The following is a 16,650-nucleotide window of genomic DNA, read 5'->3' as shown; positions in this document are numbered from 1 at the left end:
CGATCATGCCCGGGCCTATCGTCCTGAGCCGTGGACCTGTGGGCATTGCTGGGGCTGGAGCGCGGCCGTCTCGTGCACTTCCTTCTCGCCGGCGCGCTGTGCGTCCTCTCGCTGCTGCTCACCGCCGCGACCTGGCTGCCGGGCCCGCGCCTCGTGCCCCACGCCGTCGCGATGGCCGTCCTCCTCCTCGTGTTCCCGGTCTGCGGCGCCGCATTTGTACGTGCCCTGACCTCCGGCGGCGCCGCGCAGATCCTCGGCCGGGGGAACGGCGTTCGCCTGTTCTGGTTCGTGTGGGACCTGCCCGCACGCCTGAAGTGGTTCTACGGCGCGGTGTTCGCCCTGTGCCTGCTGGGACTCGCCGGAGGAGGCGGCGAGGACGTCCGGACGGACGCGCACGGCGTCCACTACGTCACCCGGAAGGACGCTGCGGACCCGCGGGGCGAGCGCGTCGCATTGACCAACGCCCAGTACGACAGCGCCAGTAGGGCCGAGTCCCGCACCATCACCACCGGGGCCGCGATCTTCTTCGCCCTGAGCGGCATCGTCGTCCTGGTGGAGGCGTCGTCCTGGCGGCCGCTCCCATCCCCGCAAACGGATCCGGAACGGCCGCGGTGACCGGGCCTGACACGTCGCACAGCTCGGGGGACGACGCGCGCCCAGGCCGGGGGGAAGCTCCCTGACCTGGGCGTCCGCCGTGCGGGGCGGACGTGCGGGACGGGTCTGGCCTCCCATGATCGGGCACCGGCTCGGCCGCAGGTGTCAGTTCGCGGCCTTGAGGAAGGCCGTCAGGCTGTCCAGGAGCATGGTGGTGCCCTGCTCGGCGCCGTCGCGCTCGTCGGCGGTGTCGCAGGTCTGGGCCACCACGATGCGGGTCCGGTGGGCACCCTGTTCGGCGAGTTCGACGGTCATGAGCGCCGGCTCGTCCTTCCTGGGTACGTCCATGCCGATGACCAGACGCCGGTTCTCGACGACCTCGGAGTACGAGCCGGTCAACGGGAACTGCCCGCCGTCCGGGGTGACCATCGTCGCCTTCCACGTCCCGCCCGGCCGCACGTCCAACTCGACCGATCCGGGGGCGGCATAGGACCACTGCACGTAGGACTCCGCTTCGGTCCAGGCGCTCCACACCGCAGCCGCGGGAGCCTCCAACGTCCGCTCCAGCGTGTAGGAGAAACCCTCGGTCGTCGTCTGTTCCGTGGCCATCTCGTGCTCCCTGTCTCGCTCTTGTGAGGTTGTCGCACGGTAGACGAGGGCCGGCTCCGAAAGTCATCGGTCTTCCGCGCCTTTCCTGGGCGGGACCGCTGACAGCGCATGCCTTCGACGGGTGCCGCGCAGGCCGCATCCGCTCGTTGCCGCTCAGATCTCCCCGCCCTGAGGCCGATGCGCCTCACCCTGACGAGGCCCCACTGTGGCGGTGGGCGCCTTTGCCGCGCCCGGATCCCTGTGCCGGGGTGCCCGCTCCGGGCACACGCCGCGCCAGGCACAAGCCTTCTCCGAAGTGGAACCCGAGCGCGATGCCGTGGCCACCGGCGGCGCGTCCGCCTGCTGCGTTCAGCGGTCGAGGCCGGCTTCGACAGGTGATGACGCGCCGTCCTGTCGACGCGGTACCGGTGTGCCGTGTCGGGGGCGCGCGGGCACGGCCAGCGGTGTGAATAAATGCCCAACTGCACCCCCTATGGCCCCCTACCGCCATGCACGGCATATGCCGGTTCCATACGATCTGGGCGTTGAGAGAAGGTTGGTGGCCACTTCGGCCGTTAAGTGCATTTTGGTCCCCCTCGGCGGTGAGCCCGCGGAGTCTGGATGCCACGTGGGGGCTGCGGCCTGACCCGATCTCAGTTCAAAAGCTCGGATCCCCCTGCCCGGGGGCCCCTGGCTCGACGGCGAACAGAGAGGTTTTGTTCCATGGCACTGACTGCCATACCGCCCGCCCCCATAGCCAGGGGCCGGAGACGTGCTGCGCTCAAAGCATCCCTCGTCACCCTGCCCGGAGTGGTGGCGCTGGCGATGGTCACCATGATTTCGAGCTTCGCCCAGGCCGTCTCCCCCCCGGCGGTCGGCCTGGGAACGGCCACCACCTACGGGGTCCTGGCCGGTACTACGGTGACCAATACCGGGCCCACCGTCATCATCGGCGACCTGGGACTGAGTCCCGGCACCTCGGTGACGGGCTTTCCGCCCGGAGTGGTCGTCGGAGCGACGCACATCACCGACGCTGTCGCAGGTCAGGCGCAGTCCGACCTGACCACCGCCTACAACGACGCGGCCGGCAGGCCGTCCGACGGCAGCGCGGGAACCCAGCTCGACACCCAGACCTTCCTCCCCGGCGTCTACACCGCCGCTGCGGCACTGGACCTCGCCGTCAACGGGACCGTCACCCTCGACGCACAGGGTGATCCCAACGCCGTGTTCATCTTCCAGGTCGGCTCGGCCCTGACCATGAACGTGGGCAGCACCGTCCAACTCATCAACGGAGCACAGGCCTGCAACGTGTTCTGGCAGGTCGGCAGCTCCGCCACCATCGGGACCAACGCCGACTTCAAGGGCACCATCATGGCCCTGACGTCCATCTCCGTCAGCGCCAACGCGGCGATCGCGGGCCGGCTCCTGGCGCGCAACGGCGCGGTCACCCTGATCAGCGACAAGATCACCAGGCCGGTCTGCGGCGTGGCAGGGCCGACCGGACCCACCGGACCCACCGGACCCACCGGGCCGACCGGGCCGACCGGGCCGACTGGGCCTGCGGGGCCGACTGGGCCTGCGGGGCCGACTGGGCCTGCGGGGCCGACGGGGCCGCCCGGACAGCCCGGACCCACTGGGCAGCCCGGACAGCCCGGACAGCCCGGACCCGCAGGGCCGGCCGGACCTGGTGGACCCGCAGGACCCGCTGGTCCTCCCGGACAGCCCGGGCAGCCCGGACCCGCAGGGCCCGCTGGACCTGGTGGACCCGCTGGACCTGGTGGACCCGCAGGGCCCGGTGGACCCGCAGGGCCGCCCGGACCCGCCGGCCCCCCCGGATACCCGGGACTTCCCGGATACCCGAATCACGGTGACCGCCCGAACCACGGCAACCGTCCGGACCACGGCAACCGCCCGAACAAGGGTGACCGCCCGAACAAGGGCGACCGCCCGGACCACGGCAACCGCCCGAACAAGGGTGACCGCCCGAACAAGGGCGACCGCCCGGACCACGGCGACTACCAGGACAAGGATGATCGCCCGGACCACGGCGACTACCAGGACGCCCCGCGCCACGACGACCGCGAGGACAAGGGCTGCTACGAGGAGTGGCGCGCCCCCCTGCTGGCCGGACATGCCTGCGAGGACTGAGCAAGCAGCCCGGACCTCGTCCGGCGGGTGATGTCACGCCGAACGGCGTGAATCCGTCCCGAGTGTGACCACCCCGGTGCCCCAGGTCAGTCAACCCGACCTGGGGCACCGGGCGGTGTGCGGCGGCACCGTCCAGGGCGACGATCCCGGAGGCATTCGCCGTCGCGGAGACCGTGCCGCCGCGGTGCAGGGCACTCGTTCTGATGGCAGCGTTCTGCGGCCCCGACGGGGTGAGCCGATCGGTCTGTGCCGTCAGGATGCCGACCTCGATCGCGGCGCGATTGGCGCACGTCGCTCGGGGACCGTCCGGCGGGCGTCCTGCCCGTCGTCGTCGCGTCGCACCGGAAGATCCCCGGGACCGGCTCACCGGGCGCGCCTTCGCCGGAGCGCGGGGTGCGACCCGCGCAGGAACCACTCCAATGGCGTGTGCCATCGGACATGCGCCCCGCCGTCGTGGAGCACCACGCGGCAACACGCTCGCGTCCGGCACCGGCACGGGCACCGCGTGAACCGATGAGGCGCCTGGGGAGACGGTTCCGGCCGGGCAGCCCTGATCCACCCCGCGGACGACGAAGGCCCAGGCCGGGGAAAACCTCTCCTGACCTGGGCCTTCGTCCTGCAGAGCGGGCGACGGGAATCGAACCCGCGTAGCCAGTTTGGAAGACTGGGGCTCTACCATTGAGCTACGCCCGCAACGGCCAGTCATTCTGGCACACCGCATCGTAGCCGATCGACCTGGCCTCCGCGCACCGGCACATATGGGCGCCAGGGTGTGCGGGGGCATGTACTCTACGTGTCGCACCGACGGGGTGTGGCGCAGCTTGGTAGCGCGTCCGCTTTGGGAGCGGAAGGTCGTCGGTTCGAATCCGGCCACCCCGACCAGTCCCCGGCGCCATGCGCCGGAGAGGCCCGGCTGCACGTTTGTGGTACCGGTAGGATGGGTTGCTGGCCACCCGGCATGCGGCCGCATTGCCGAATCCGCATGATCCCCGAGCGGCCGCCCATCAACGTAAAGCCCCCAAGGAGACCCAACCGTGAAGAGCGCCGTCGAGACTCTGAACCCGACCCGGGTTCGACTCACTGTCGAGGTGCCCTTCGAGGAGCTCAAGCCCAGCCTCGACGCGGCGTACAAAAAGATCAACCAGCAGGTCACGGTGCCGGGCTTCCGTAAGGGCAAGATCCCCGCGCGCGTCATCGACCAGCGGTTCGGCCGTGGCGCGGTCCTCGAAGAGGCCATCAACGACGCCCTGCCGAAGTTCTACACGGAGGCGGTCAACGAGGGCGAGCTCAACGTCCTGGGCCAGCCCGAGGTCGACATCACCGAGTTCAACGACGGTGAGGAGCTGAAGTTCACCGCGGAGGTGGACATCCGCCCGGTCATCGAGATCCCGGACTACTCCGGCATCGAGGTCACCGTCGACGCCATCGAGGTGTCGGACGAGGACGTCGAGAAGTCCCTCGAGCAGCTGCGCGAGCGCTTCGCGTCCACCACGGTGGTCGAGCGCGCCGCCGCCGACGGCGACGTCGTCGTCGTGGACCTGGAGGCCAAGGTCGACGGCGAGGTGCTGGAGGACGGCATCGCCAACGGCGTCAGCTACACCATCGGTTCCGGCCAGCTGCTCGACGGCATCGACGAGGCCGTCACCGGCCTCGAGGCCGGCGGCACCGCCACCTTCGACTCCGAGCTCAAGGGCGGCTCCGCGGCCGGCCGGACGGCCGAGGTCAAGGTCGACGTGACCTCCGTGCAGTCCCGTGAGCTGCCGGAGCTGGACGACGACTTCGCCCAGCTGGCCAGCGAGTTCGACACGCTGGAGGAGCTGCGCGCCGACGCCGTCAAGCGCCAGGAGCGCATCAAGCAGTACGACCAGGCCACCCAGGCGCAGGAGAAGGTGCTCGACGCCCTCCTGGAGCTGGTGGAGATCCCGCTGCCCGAGAAGCTCCTGAACGACGAGATCGAGACCCGCACGCACAACCTGGAGCACCACCAGTTCCCGGCCCTGGGCCTGGACTGGGACACGTTCCTGGAGCGCGAGGGCAAGACCCGCGAGGAGTACGACGCGGAGATCGAGTCGCAGGCGAAGAAGGGCATCAAGACCCAGTTCGTGCTGGACGAGCTCGTCTCCAAGGAGAAGCTGTCGGTCAACCAGGAGGAGCTCACCGAGCACCTCATGCGCCGTGCGGCTTCCTCCGGCATGAGCCCCGACCAGTTCGCCCAGGCCGTCGTCGAGGGCGGCCAGGTGCCGCTGCTGGTGGGCGAGGTCGCCCGCGGCAAGGCGCTGGCCCTGGTGGTCGAGGCCGCGACGGTCAAGGACACCAACGGCGAGGTCGTCGACCTGGAGGACGAGGAGGACGAGACCGGCGAGACGGTCGAGGCTTCCTCCGGCACCGGCGACGAGGCCGCGGAGACGAAGAAGGACGACGCCGAGGCCTGAGCCCCGCGCCGCCCGATGCGTCGTACGACGGGCCCGGACGCCCCGCGCGTCCGGGCCCGTTCTGCTCGGGTTCGCTCACGGCGTAGGGCGAGCCTGCGCTCACAGCGAACAGTTTCGCGTGGGGGATTGCTGGGCCCCACCTGCGCGTTAGGGTCCGTAAGTACGAGGGCCCGTGCCCTACGAGAAGTCCCTGAGACGGCTCAGCGCCGTCCGACAACGAGCAGGTGGATACGTGACGACTCCGATGCCTTCCGCCGCCGGCGAGCCGACCATCGGTGGCCTCGGCGACCAGGTCTACAACCGGCTGCTCGGCGAGCGGATCATCTTCCTCGGCCAGCCTGTTGACGACGACATCGCCAACAAGATCACCGCGCAGCTGCTCCTCCTTGCCGCCGAGCCGGACAAGGACATCTACCTCTACATCAACAGCCCCGGCGGCTCCGTGACCGCGGGCATGGCGATCTACGACACCATGCAGTTCATCAAGAACGACGTGGTCACCATCGCCATGGGCCTGGCCGCCTCCATGGGCCAGTTCCTCCTGACGGCCGGTACGCCGGGCAAGCGCTTCGCGCTGCCGAACACCGACATCCTGATGCACCAGCCGTCCGCCGGTCTCGCCGGTTCGGCGTCCGACATCAAGATCCACGCCGAGCAGCTCCTGCGCACCAAGAAGCGCATGGCCGAGCTGATCGCGCAGCACTCCGGCCGTAGTGTCGAGGAGATCACCCGCGACTCCGACCGCGACCGCTGGTACTCCGCCGACGCGGCCAAGGAGTACGGCCTGATCGACGACGTCATCACGCACGCGGTGAACGTACCGGGCGGCGGCGGCACGGGCGCCTGACGGGCATGAGCCCGATCAGCCCCGCAGGACCGACCCCAGCCCACTGCTCATCATCAGGACGGTGAACGTGACCACCCAGAACTTCCCCGGCAGCGGTATGTACGACCGTACGAGCGCCGCCGAGGCCCGCTATGTCGTCCCGCGCTTCATCGAGCGCACCTCCCAGGGCGTTCGCGAGTACGACCCGTACGCGAAGCTCTTCGAGGAGCGCGTGATCTTCCTGGGCGTCCAGATCGACGACGCCTCCGCCAACGACGTCATGGCGCAGCTGCTGTGCCTGGAGTCGATGGACCCGGACCGCGACATCTCGGTCTACATCAACAGCCCCGGCGGCTCCTTCACGGCGCTGACCGCCATCTACGACACGATGCAGTTCGTCAAGCCGGACATCCAGACGGTCTGCATGGGCCAGGCGGCCTCCGCCGCGGCCGTGCTGCTGGCCGCCGGGACGCCCGGCAAGCGCATGGCGCTGCCGAACGCCCGCATCCTGATCCACCAGCCGTACAGCGAGACCGGCCGCGGCCAGGTCTCGGACCTGGAGATCGCGGCGAACGAGATCCTGCGCATGCGTGCGCAGCTCGAGGAGATGCTCGCCAAGCACTCCAGCACTCCGATCGAGAAGATCCGCGACGACATCGAGCGCGACAAGATCCTCACCGCCGAGGAGGCCCTCTCCTACGGTCTGGTCGACCAGATCGTCTCCACTCGCAAGAGTTCGAGCGTCGCGGTCTGAGGACCGCCAGAGGCCTTCCGGGCCTCGTGAGGCACGAAAGTCCCCTCTTGGGGCGGCAGGGTTGTGCAGGTCACGGCCCAGTCGTTCCAAGGGGGGCCCGCACTGGGGGCGCGGCAAGGTACCGTCGATAGGCAAGCACCAGGACTCGTCGAACTGACGGGACCCAGGCGAAGGGGAAGCACCTCGTGGCACGCATCGGTGACGGCGGCGACCTGCTCAAGTGCTCATTCTGCGGAAAGAGCCAGAAGCAGGTGAAGAAGCTCATCGCAGGGCCCGGTGTGTACATCTGCGACGAGTGCATCGATCTCTGCAACGAGATCATCGAGGAGGAGCTGGCGGAGTCCTCCGAGGTGCGCTGGGAGGACCTTCCCAAGCCGCGCGAGATCTACGAGTTCCTGGAGAGCTACGTCGTCGGCCAGGAGCCGGCGAAGAAGGCGCTCTCCGTCGCGGTCTACAACCATTACAAGCGGGTGCAGGCCGGCGAGAACGGCGGGCGCGGTCACGACGACGGCATCGAGCTCGCCAAGTCCAACATCCTGCTGCTGGGCCCCACGGGCTCCGGCAAGACCCTGCTGGCGCAGACCCTGGCCCGGATGCTCAACGTGCCGTTCGCGATCGCGGACGCCACGGCGCTGACGGAGGCCGGTTACGTCGGTGAGGACGTCGAGAACATCCTGCTGAAGCTGATCCAGGCGGCCGACTACGACGTCAAGAAGGCCGAGACCGGGATCATCTACATCGACGAGATCGACAAGGTCGCCCGCAAGAGCGAGAACCCGTCGATCACCCGCGACGTCTCCGGTGAGGGCGTCCAGCAGGCGCTGCTGAAGATCCTGGAGGGCACCACCGCCTCGGTGCCGCCGCAGGGCGGGCGCAAGCACCCGCACCAGGAGTTCATCCAGATCGACACCACCAACGTGCTCTTCATCGTGGGCGGCGCCTTCGCCGGCCTGGAGAAGATCATCGAGTCCCGCGCGGGCGCCAAGGGCATCGGCTTCGGCGCGACCATCCGCTCCAAGCGCGAGATGGACGCCGCGGACCAGTTCTCCGAGGTCATGCCCGAGGACCTGGTGAAGTTCGGCATGATCCCCGAGTTCATCGGCCGTCTGCCGGTCATCACCAGCGTGCACAACCTCGACCGCGAGGCGCTGCTGCAGATCCTCGTCGAGCCGCGCAACGCCCTGGTCAAGCAGTACCAGCGGCTGTTCGAGCTCGACGGTGTCGAGCTCGAGTTCGAGCGCGGCGCCCTGGAGGCCATCGCCGACCAGGCCATCCTCCGCCAGACCGGCGCGCGGGGTCTGCGCGCCATCATGGAGGAGGTGCTGATGTCGGTCATGTACGAGGTGCCGTCCCGCAAGGACGTCGCCCGCGTCGTCATCAGCGAGGACGTCGTTCACTCCAACGTGAACCCCACCCTGGTGCCGCGCGAGCCGCGCATCATCGGCAAGGGCGAGCAGAAGAGCGCGTAGCGCTCCACCGCATCCGTCACAGGTGAGGGGCGCCCGGCGAGGGCCGGGCGCCCCTCACCTGTGTGTGCGGTGCTACTTCTTGACGCGGACCTCGTCGCGGATCTTCACGGTGCTGTCGGCCCACTCGGAGAGCGAGGGGGCCTTCGTGGTGCCGAGGATGTCCAGGTTCATGTTCATGGCCATGGCGACCGTGCTGTCGTCGGCCCAGGCGCAGTACGGGAACGTGACCCCGCCGGAACCGAAGGTGCCGCACTTCATGACGTCGCCGTCGAAGCCGGCCGGGTGCTGCTCGGTGGGGTCCTGCCCCGTCGAGGAACCGGCGCTGTTCTTGAAGCCGGTGAGCATGGCGTCCAGGGCGGCGCCGGGGTCGCTGATGTCGCCGTAGGCGCCGGAGACCACCAACTGGGAGTTCGAGGAGTTCTTGTACGCGCCGGAGACCGTCTTGGCGCTCTTGATGCCGGCGTCGTTCCCCGACTCGCCGTTGCTGAGGCCGGAGTTGGCGGCGTTCGACGGGTCCTTGGCGTACTCGCCGTTCAGCAGCGTGGCCGGCATCGACAGCGTGTAGTCGCCGCCTCCGCCGAGGCCGCCGCCCTTGCCGCCCAGGAGGAACACCAGGCCGCCGCCGATCAGGGCGATCGCGAGCACGACACCGATGACGATGCCGGCCACCTTGCCCTTGCCGCCGCCGGAGGGCGGGGGAGGGGGGCCCCAGGCGCCGGGCTGCTGGCCCCAGGCACCGGGCTGCTGCGGGATGCCGCCCTGCGGGGGCTGCGCGGGCTGCGGCGGGTAGCCGTAACCGGGTTGCGGCGCGGCCCCGTAGCCGGGCGGGACCTGCGGCTGGGGTTGCGTGGGCGGCTGCGGGGGCTGGCCGTAGCCGGGCTGGCCACCCCAACCCGGCTGCGGAGGCGGCTGGTTGAAGCTCATGCGGAGGTCCCCTCGTTGTCCACTGCGGTCTGGTGCTCATCCTGGCGACTGTTCAACCCGTCTTCACCTCCGGTCCGTCAGGGATCGGTAACAAGACCGTGCGGGTGACCGTTTGCCGTCGCGCGGGGGCGAACCGGCGGCGTAGTGCGACCGTTTCACCGTCCGTCCCGGCGTTCCGCCGCGCCCCACCCGGCGTGGGCCCCGCCGTACGTCCCGCGGTGCGACGGCCGGGAGGCAGTGCGCCGGACGCCCGTGGATCCCCCTACCCTTGTCTGTGCACGGTCATCCGTCGGGCCGTCCTCCGGGATGTCCCTCCGGGGCGTCCGGTCCCGCGCGTCCGCCCCGGCGCCACCGGATTCGTTGGCGGGGCGGCCGCGCCCGTAAACTGAGCGCCGTGACCGACAACACTCAGCAGGCCGCCGCGAGCGGGCCGAACAGCGTGACCCCCGAACTGCCGACCCAGTACGCGCCGGCCGAGGTAGAGGGGCCCCTGTACGAGCGCTGGGTAGAGCGCGGTTACTTCGAGGCGGACGCCAAGAGCGACAAGCCGCCGTACACCGTCGTCATCCCCCCGCCGAACGTCACCGGCAGCCTCCACCTCGGCCACGCCTTCGAGCACACGCTGATCGACGCCCTCACCCGCCGCAAGCGCATGCAGGGCTTCGAGACGCTGTGGCAGCCCGGCATGGACCACGCCGGCATCGCCACCCAGAACGTCGTGGAGCGTGAACTCGCCAAGGAGGGCAAGTCCCGGCACGACCTGGGGCGCGAGGCCTTCGTCGAGCGCGTGTGGCAGTGGAAGGCGGAGTCCGGCGGCCAGATCTCCGGGCAGATGCGCCGCCTCGGCGACGGCGTCGCCTGGTCGCGCGAGCGCTTCACCATGGACGAGGGCCTCTCCCAGGCCGTCCAGACCATCTTCAAGAAGCTCTACGACGACGAGCTGATCTACCGCGCCGAGCGGATCATCAACTGGTGCCCGCGCTGCCTGACCGCCATCTCGGACATCGAGGTGGAGTACCAGGACGACGAGGGTGAGCTGGTCTCCATCCGCTACGGCGAGGGCGACGCGTCGATCGTCGTCGCCACGACCCGCGCCGAGACGATGCTCGGCGACACCGCGGTCGCCGTCCACCCCGAGGACGAGCGCTACCGCCACCTGGTGGGCACCGAGATCGAACTGCCGCTCACCGGCCGCCGTATCCCGATCGTCGCCGACGAGCACGTGGATCCGGCCTTCGGCACCGGCGCCGTCAAGGTGACCCCGGCGCACGACCCCAACGACTTCGAGATCGGCCAGCGCCACGGGCTGCCGAACCTCGCCGTCATGGACGAGCACGCGATCATCACCGCCCATGGCCCCTTCCAGGGCCTGGACCGGCTGGAGGCGCGCAGCGCCATCGTCGCCGCCCTGCGTGCCGAGGGCCGCATCGTCGCCGAGAAGCGCCCCTACACCCACTCCGTGGGGCACTGCTCGCGCTGCAAGACCACCATCGAGCCGCGGCTGTCCATGCAGTGGTGGGTCAAGGTCGCCCCGCTGGCCAAGGCCGCCGGGGACGCGGTCCGCGACGGCCGGGTCGCCATCCACCCGCAGGAGATGGAGAAGCGCTACTTCGACTGGGTCGACAACCTCCACGACTGGTGCATCTCGCGCCAGCTGTGGTGGGGCCACCGCATCCCGGTCTGGTACGGGCCGAACGGCGAGGTCGTCTGTGTCGGCCCGGACGAGCAGCCCCCGGCCGGCGACGGGTGGACGCAGGACACCGACGTCCTGGACACCTGGTTCTCCTCCGGCCTGTGGCCGTTCTCCACCCTCGGCTGGCCCGAGCGGACCGAGAGCCTGGCGAAGTTCTATCCGAACTCCGTCCTGGTCACCGGCTACGACATCCTCTTCTTCTGGGTCGCCCGGATGATGATGTTCGGCCTGTACGCGATGGACGGCACCCCGCCGTTCCACACCATCGCCCTGCACGGCATGGTCCGTGACCAGAACGGCAAGAAGATGTCGAAGTCCTTCGGGAACGTCGTCAACCCGCTGGACTGGATGGACAAGTACGGCTCCGACGCGCTGCGCTTCACGCTCGCGCGCGGTGCCAACCCCGGCACCGACGTGCCCATCGGCGAGGACTGGGTCCAGGGCTCCCGCAACTTCACCAACAAGATCTGGAACGCCACGCGCTTCGCGCTGATGAACGGCGCCACGGTCGAGGGCGAACTGCCCGCTCCGGAGGAGATGTCGGCGACCGACCGCTGGATCCTGTCCCGGCTGGACTCCACGGTCGCCGAGGTCGACGCGCTCTACGACGACTACCAGTTCGCCAAGCTCAGCGACGTCCTGTTCCACTTCGCGTGGGACGAGGTCTTCGACTGGTACGTGGAGCTGTCCAAGACCACCTTCATGGCGGGCGGCCGACCCGCCGAGGTGTCCGGGCGGGTGCTCGGCGAGGTGCTGGACAAGCTGCTGCGGGTGCTGCACCCGGTCGTCCCCTTCGTCACCGAAACGCTGTGGACGACGCTCACCGGCCGCGAGACGCTCGTGACCGCCGAGTGGCCGCGGGACTCCGGTTTCCGCGACGCGGCCGCCGAGAGGGAGATCGCGGCCGTCCAGTCGCTGGTCACCGAGGTCCGCCGGTTCCGTGCCGACCAGGGCCTGCAGCCCGGCCAGAAGGTCCCGGCCCGCCTGGACCTGGCCGGTACCGGTCTGGACGCCCACGAGGCCGCCGTGCGCCAGCTGCTGCGCCTCCAGCCGGAGGGCGAGGGCTTCGCGGCCACCGCCACCCTGCCGGTCGCGGGCGCCACGGTCGCCCTGGACCTGTCCGGCGTCATCGACGTCGAGGCCGAGCGCAAGCGGCTCGCCAAGGACCTCGCGGCGGCGGAGAAGGAGAAGGCGCAGGCCACGGCGAAGCTCGGCAACGAGGCGTTCCTGGCCAAGGCCCCGGACCCGGTCGTCGCCAAGATCCGCACCCGGCTGGAGACGGCCGAGGCGGACATCGCCCGCATCACCGCCCAGCTGGCGTCCCTGCCGCAGGCATGACCGGGAGCCGTGGGCGGGCGCGTGCCGCCCGCCCACGGCCCGGACCGGTCCGCCCGGTTCGTAGACTGGGGGTGTGAGTACTTCGCGCCCCGGCAACGGCCACGACCCCGACCACGACCTCGATGACGAGTCACCCCTCTCCGACCCGCTGACCGCGCTCGGCCTGAACGCCGAGGCCGACGACGGCGGCTACGACGAGGAGGACGAAGAGGCCGGGCCCGTCCGCGAGGCCGACCTCGCGGTCATCGAGGCGGGCAGCCGCACCCTGCGGGCCGGGGGACCGGTGGCCCAGGAGGACGACGTCCCCGGCCGCCCGGCCGACCCGGAGCTGGACAAGGCCCTGCGCGAGGTCGAGACGGAGCTGGCCGGCCGCTGGCCGGAGACCAAGCTGGAGCCGTCGCTGGACCGAATGACGGCCCTGATGGACATCCTCGGCGAGCCGCAGCGCGCGTACCCCTCGATCCACATCACCGGCACCAACGGCAAGACCAGCACCGCGCGCATGATCGAGCAGCTGCTGCTCGCCTTCGACCTGCGCACCGGCCGGTACACCAGTCCGCACGTGCAGTCGGTGACCGAGCGCATCAGCCTGGACGGGCGGCCGATCGCGCCGGAGACGTTCATCGAGACCTACCGCGACCTCCAGCCCTACGTGGAGATGGTCGACGGCTCGCAGCCGCACCGCATGTCGTTCTTCGAGGTGATGACGGGCATGGCCTACGCGGCCTTCGCCGACGCGCCGGTCGACATCGCGGTCGTCGAGGTCGGCATGGGCGGCAGCTGGGACGCCACCAACGTCATCGACGCCACCGTCGCGGTGGTCACCCCGATCTCGCTGGACCACACCGACCGGCTCGGCTCCACGCCGGGGGAGATCGCGGTGGAGAAGTCCGGGATCGTGAAGAAGGACGCCACCGTCGTGCTGGCGCAGCAGCCGGTCGAGGCCGCGCAGGTGCTGCTGGAGCGCGCGGTGGACGTGGGGGCGACGGTGGCCCGGGAGGGCATGGAGTTCGGCGTCGTGCACCGTGAGGTCGCGGTCGGCGGGCAGTTGCTGACGCTGCGCGGCCTGGGCGGCGAGTACGAGCAGGTGTTCCTGCCGCTGCACGGCGAGCACCAGGCGCACAACGCGGCCGTGGCGCTCGCCGCCGTGGAGGCGTTCTTCGGCATCGGCAGCGAGCACGACCGCACGCTGGCCGTCGACACCGTCCGTACGGCCTTCGCGGGCGTCACCTCGCCGGGCCGGCTGGAGGTCGTCCGCCGCAGCCCGAGCGTGGTGCTGGACGCGGCGCACAACCCCGCGGGCGCGCGGGCGGCCGCGGGCTCGCTGGCGGACGCGTTCGGCTTCACCCATCTGGTGGGCGTCGTCGGCCCCAGCGGAGACAAGGACGTGCGCGGGCTGCTGGAGGCCTTCGAGCCGGTCTTCGCGGAGGTCGTGGTGACCCAGAACTCCACGCCTCGCGCGATGGACGTGGACGAACTGGCCGCGCTCGCGGTCGAGGTCTTCGGCGACGAGCGGGTGCAGGTCGAGCCGCGGCTGGACGACGCCATCGAGGCGGCGGTCACACTGGCCGAGGAGCAGGGGGAGTTCTCCGGCGCCGGGGTACTGATCACCGGATCGGTGGTCACCGTGGGAGAGGCCCGGCTGCTGCTGGGCCGCAAGTGACGAGCGAGAAGCGGAACAAAGCGGATGCGGACCCTGTGCGCCAGCACTCTGATCGGTGAATTCTTCGTGATCGGCTTCGCGGGGCTGGTCGCGATGAAACAGCCGGACCTGTCGGCGGGCAGCGTGTGGGCGGTCTGCGGTGTCGCCATGGCACTGTGCGTGCTGCTCTGCGGAATGCTGGGCCGCCGCGGCGGTCTGACGGTCGGCTGGGTGCTCCAGGCAGGACTGGTCCTGAGCGGGCTCGTCCTGCCGGTGATGTTCTTCCTCGGCCTGGTCTTCGCCGCGCTGTGGTGGGCCGCCGTCCACTACGGCCGGAAGGTCGACCAGGCCAAGGCGGCCCGGGCGGCGCGGACGGCCTGACCAGTGCCGAGGGGGTGGGCCGTGGCGCACACCGGCGCCCGGTAATGTCGTCGTACCCGCTACCCCGCACATAGGAGTCACACCGTGTCGCAGCGCACCCTCGTCCTTCTCAAGCCGGACGCCGTTCGTCGCGGCCTGGTCGGCGAGATCCTCGGCCGCATCGAGCGCAAGGCCGGCTGGAGCATCACCGCGCTGGAGCTGCGCACGCTCGAGCGGCAGGTCCTGGAGCAGCACTACGCCGAGCACGTGGGCCGGCCCTTCTACGAGCCGCTGATGGAGTTCATGGCGGCCGGTCCGTCCGTCGCCCTGGTGGTCGAGGGCGAGCGGGTGATCGAGGGCGTGCGCGCGCTGGCCGGCCCGACCGACCCGATCGCGGCCGCGCCCGGCTCGATCCGCGGCGACTTCGGCACCATCGTCCGGGAGAACCTGATCCACGCCTCCGACTCCGAGGAGTCCGCCGAGCGGGAGATCAAGATCTTCTTCCCCGGTCTGGCCTGATCCGTCCCGTCGTTCGCCCCGGATTCCCCGCTGACGCCCGATCAGCGCAATGGGTGGCCGGAAATTTCCCGGCCACCTCGCGGCATATGCCGGTCGTACGGGGGAACCAATTCCGCCGACACGGCGTCACCATTGCCGGGGGCGGGTGTGCGTTCTGACGACAATGGCGGCGGATCCCTGACCCCGCGCCCCGGCAGGCGCGACTAGGATGGAATCTCCGCTCCTCAGGCTTCGCGCTCAGCGCCCCGCCGTGCTCACCCCCACACTGCTCCAGCTCGGGAAGGCCAGACGTACCCTCATGGCGAACAACATGTCGTTCATCGGCCGTGACATGGCTGTCGACCTCGGCACTGCCAACACGCTGGTGTACGTCAGGGGTCGCGGGATCGTCCTCAACGAGCCGTCCGTCGTCGCCATCAACACCAATACGGGCGGCATCCTCGCGGTCGGCTCCGAAGCGAAGAAGATGATCGGCCGGACCCCCGGCAACATCGTCGCGGTCCGTCCTCTCAAGGACGGGGTGATCGCCGACTTCGAGATCACCGAGCGCATGCTGCGCTACTTCATCCTCAAAATCCACAAGAGGCGCTACCTGGCCCGTCCGCGGGTCGTGGTCTGCGTTCCCTCCGGCATCACCGGCGTCGAGCGCCGCGCGGTCATCGAGGCCGCCACTCAGGCCGGCGCGCGCCAGGTGCACATCATCGAGGAGCCGATGGCGGCCGCGATCGGCGCCGGGCTCCCGGTCCACGAGGCGACCGGCAACATGGTCGTCGACATCGGCGGCGGCACCACCGAGGTCGCCGTCATCTCGCTCGGCGGCATCGTCACCGCGCAGTCCATCCGGGTGGCGGGCGACGAGCTGGACAACGCGATCATCCAGCACATCAAGAAGGAGTACAGCCTTCTGCTGGGCGAGCGCACCTCGGAATCGATCAAGCTCACCATCGGCTCGGCCTTCTCCGTCGACGACGAGGAGCACACCGAGATCCGCGGTCGCGACCTGGTCTCCGGTCTGCCCAAGACGGTGGTCATCTCCGCCGCCGAGGTGCGCAAGGCCATCGAGGAGCCGGTCAACGCCATCGTCGACGCGGTCAAGACGACCCTCGACAAGTGCCCGCCCGAGCTGTCCGGCGACATCATGGACCGCGGCATCGTCCTGGCCGGCGGCGGCGCGCTGCTGCGCGGTCTGGACGAGCGCCTGCGCGCCGAGACGGGCATGCCCATCCACATCGCCGAGAACCCGCTCGACTGCGTGGCGCTGGGCGCCGGCAAGTGCGTCGAGGAGTTCGAGGCGCTCCAGCAGGTCCTGGACGCGCAGCCGCGCAGGTGAGTTCGCACGATCCTTCGTACGGGCGAACTCCCG

The 16,650-nt window shown here is 70.1% G+C and carries 13 protein-coding genes and 2 tRNA genes; 12 read left to right on the top strand and 3 right to left on the bottom strand.

Annotated elements, in window-relative coordinates; all coding sequences use genetic code 11:
- Positions 1 to 30 precede the first annotated feature (30 nt).
- A complete protein-coding gene (locus PV364_RS19405) occupies positions 31 to 615 on the top strand; it encodes a hypothetical protein (RefSeq protein ID WP_319661342.1) in 585 nt (194 codons plus the stop codon).
- A gap of 144 nt (positions 616 to 759) precedes the next feature.
- Here the strand turns inward: PV364_RS19405 and PV364_RS19400 are convergent, their stop codons facing one another.
- Positions 760 to 1,203: an SRPBCC domain-containing protein gene (locus PV364_RS19400; protein ID WP_319661341.1), complete on the bottom strand. Its 444-nt coding sequence runs from the start codon at positions 1,201 to 1,203 to the stop codon at positions 760 to 762.
- Between the two features lie 702 nt (positions 1,204 to 1,905).
- Here PV364_RS19400 and PV364_RS19395 point away from each other — a divergent pair.
- Entirely contained in the window at positions 1,906 to 3,330 is a 1,425-nt protein-coding gene (locus PV364_RS19395; RefSeq protein ID WP_319661340.1) for an ice-binding family protein, read from the top strand.
- 622 nt (positions 3,331 to 3,952) lie between these two features.
- Here the strand turns inward: PV364_RS19395 and PV364_RS19390 are convergent.
- A tRNA-Gly gene (locus PV364_RS19390) sits at positions 3,953 to 4,023 on the bottom strand.
- A 112-nt stretch (positions 4,024 to 4,135) separates the two neighbouring features.
- Between PV364_RS19390 and PV364_RS19385 the strand changes: the two genes are divergently transcribed.
- From PV364_RS19385 to clpX, 5 genes are all read left to right on the top strand, one after another.
- Positions 4,136 to 4,212 (top strand) — tRNA-Pro (locus PV364_RS19385).
- A 152-nt stretch (positions 4,213 to 4,364) separates the two neighbouring features.
- On the top strand, positions 4,365 to 5,762 hold the full coding sequence (tig, locus tag PV364_RS19380) for a trigger factor (RefSeq protein ID WP_319661339.1): 1,398 nt from the start codon (positions 4,365 to 4,367) through the stop codon (positions 5,760 to 5,762).
- 244 nt (positions 5,763 to 6,006) lie between these two features.
- A complete protein-coding gene (locus tag PV364_RS19375) occupies positions 6,007 to 6,609 on the top strand; it encodes an ATP-dependent Clp protease proteolytic subunit (protein ID WP_319661580.1) in 603 nt (200 codons plus the stop codon).
- A 97-nt stretch (positions 6,610 to 6,706) separates the two neighbouring features.
- The gene (locus PV364_RS19370) at positions 6,707 to 7,342 is read left to right on the top strand and encodes an ATP-dependent Clp protease proteolytic subunit (protein WP_319661579.1); all 636 of its coding nucleotides are present in this window, start codon (positions 6,707 to 6,709) and stop codon (positions 7,340 to 7,342) included.
- Positions 7,343 to 7,527: 185 nt separating this feature from the next.
- On the top strand, positions 7,528 to 8,811 hold the full coding sequence (gene clpX, locus PV364_RS19365) for an ATP-dependent Clp protease ATP-binding subunit ClpX (RefSeq protein WP_319661338.1): 1,284 nt from the start codon (positions 7,528 to 7,530) through the stop codon (positions 8,809 to 8,811).
- A 72-nt stretch (positions 8,812 to 8,883) separates the two neighbouring features.
- On the opposite strand, the gene PV364_RS19360 is transcribed toward clpX, so the two are convergent.
- Positions 8,884 to 9,735, bottom strand: a complete 852-nt coding sequence (locus tag PV364_RS19360; RefSeq protein ID WP_319661337.1) for a hypothetical protein — start codon at positions 9,733 to 9,735, stop codon at positions 8,884 to 8,886.
- Positions 9,736 to 10,129: 394 nt separating this feature from the next.
- On the opposite strand from PV364_RS19360, the gene PV364_RS19355 reads away from it, so the two are divergent.
- The 5 genes from PV364_RS19355 to PV364_RS19335 all read left to right on the top strand — a co-directional run bounded on the left by PV364_RS19355 (position 10,130) and on the right by PV364_RS19335 (position 16,617).
- Positions 10,130 to 12,766: a valine--tRNA ligase gene (locus tag PV364_RS19355; protein WP_319661336.1), complete on the top strand. Its 2,637-nt coding sequence runs from the start codon at positions 10,130 to 10,132 to the stop codon at positions 12,764 to 12,766.
- Positions 12,767 to 12,929: 163 nt separating this feature from the next.
- Positions 12,930 to 14,429: a bifunctional tetrahydrofolate synthase/dihydrofolate synthase gene (gene folC / locus PV364_RS19350; RefSeq protein ID WP_319661578.1), complete on the top strand. Its 1,500-nt coding sequence runs from the start codon at positions 12,930 to 12,932 to the stop codon at positions 14,427 to 14,429.
- 24 nt (positions 14,430 to 14,453) lie between these two features.
- Positions 14,454 to 14,789, top strand: coding sequence for a DUF4233 domain-containing protein (locus tag PV364_RS19345; protein ID WP_319661335.1), 336 nt, complete (start codon positions 14,454 to 14,456; stop codon positions 14,787 to 14,789).
- An 84-nt stretch (positions 14,790 to 14,873) separates the two neighbouring features.
- Positions 14,874 to 15,287 carry a nucleoside-diphosphate kinase gene (gene ndk / locus PV364_RS19340; protein ID WP_319661334.1) on the top strand — a complete coding sequence of 138 codons (414 nt, stop codon included), beginning with the start codon at positions 14,874 to 14,876 and terminating at the stop codon, positions 15,285 to 15,287.
- 310 nt (positions 15,288 to 15,597) lie between these two features.
- A complete protein-coding gene (locus PV364_RS19335; protein WP_319661577.1) occupies positions 15,598 to 16,617 on the top strand; it encodes a rod shape-determining protein in 1,020 nt (339 codons plus the stop codon).
- Positions 16,618 to 16,650 lie beyond the last annotated feature (33 nt).

This window comes from Streptomyces sp. MI02-7b, from assembly GCF_033793585.1.
In the GTDB taxonomy this organism is placed as follows: Bacteria; Actinomycetota; Actinomycetes; order Streptomycetales; family Streptomycetaceae; genus Actinacidiphila.
The sequence above is the reverse complement of the archived record's forward strand: the minus strand, read 5'-3'. Positions and strand labels throughout refer to the sequence as shown.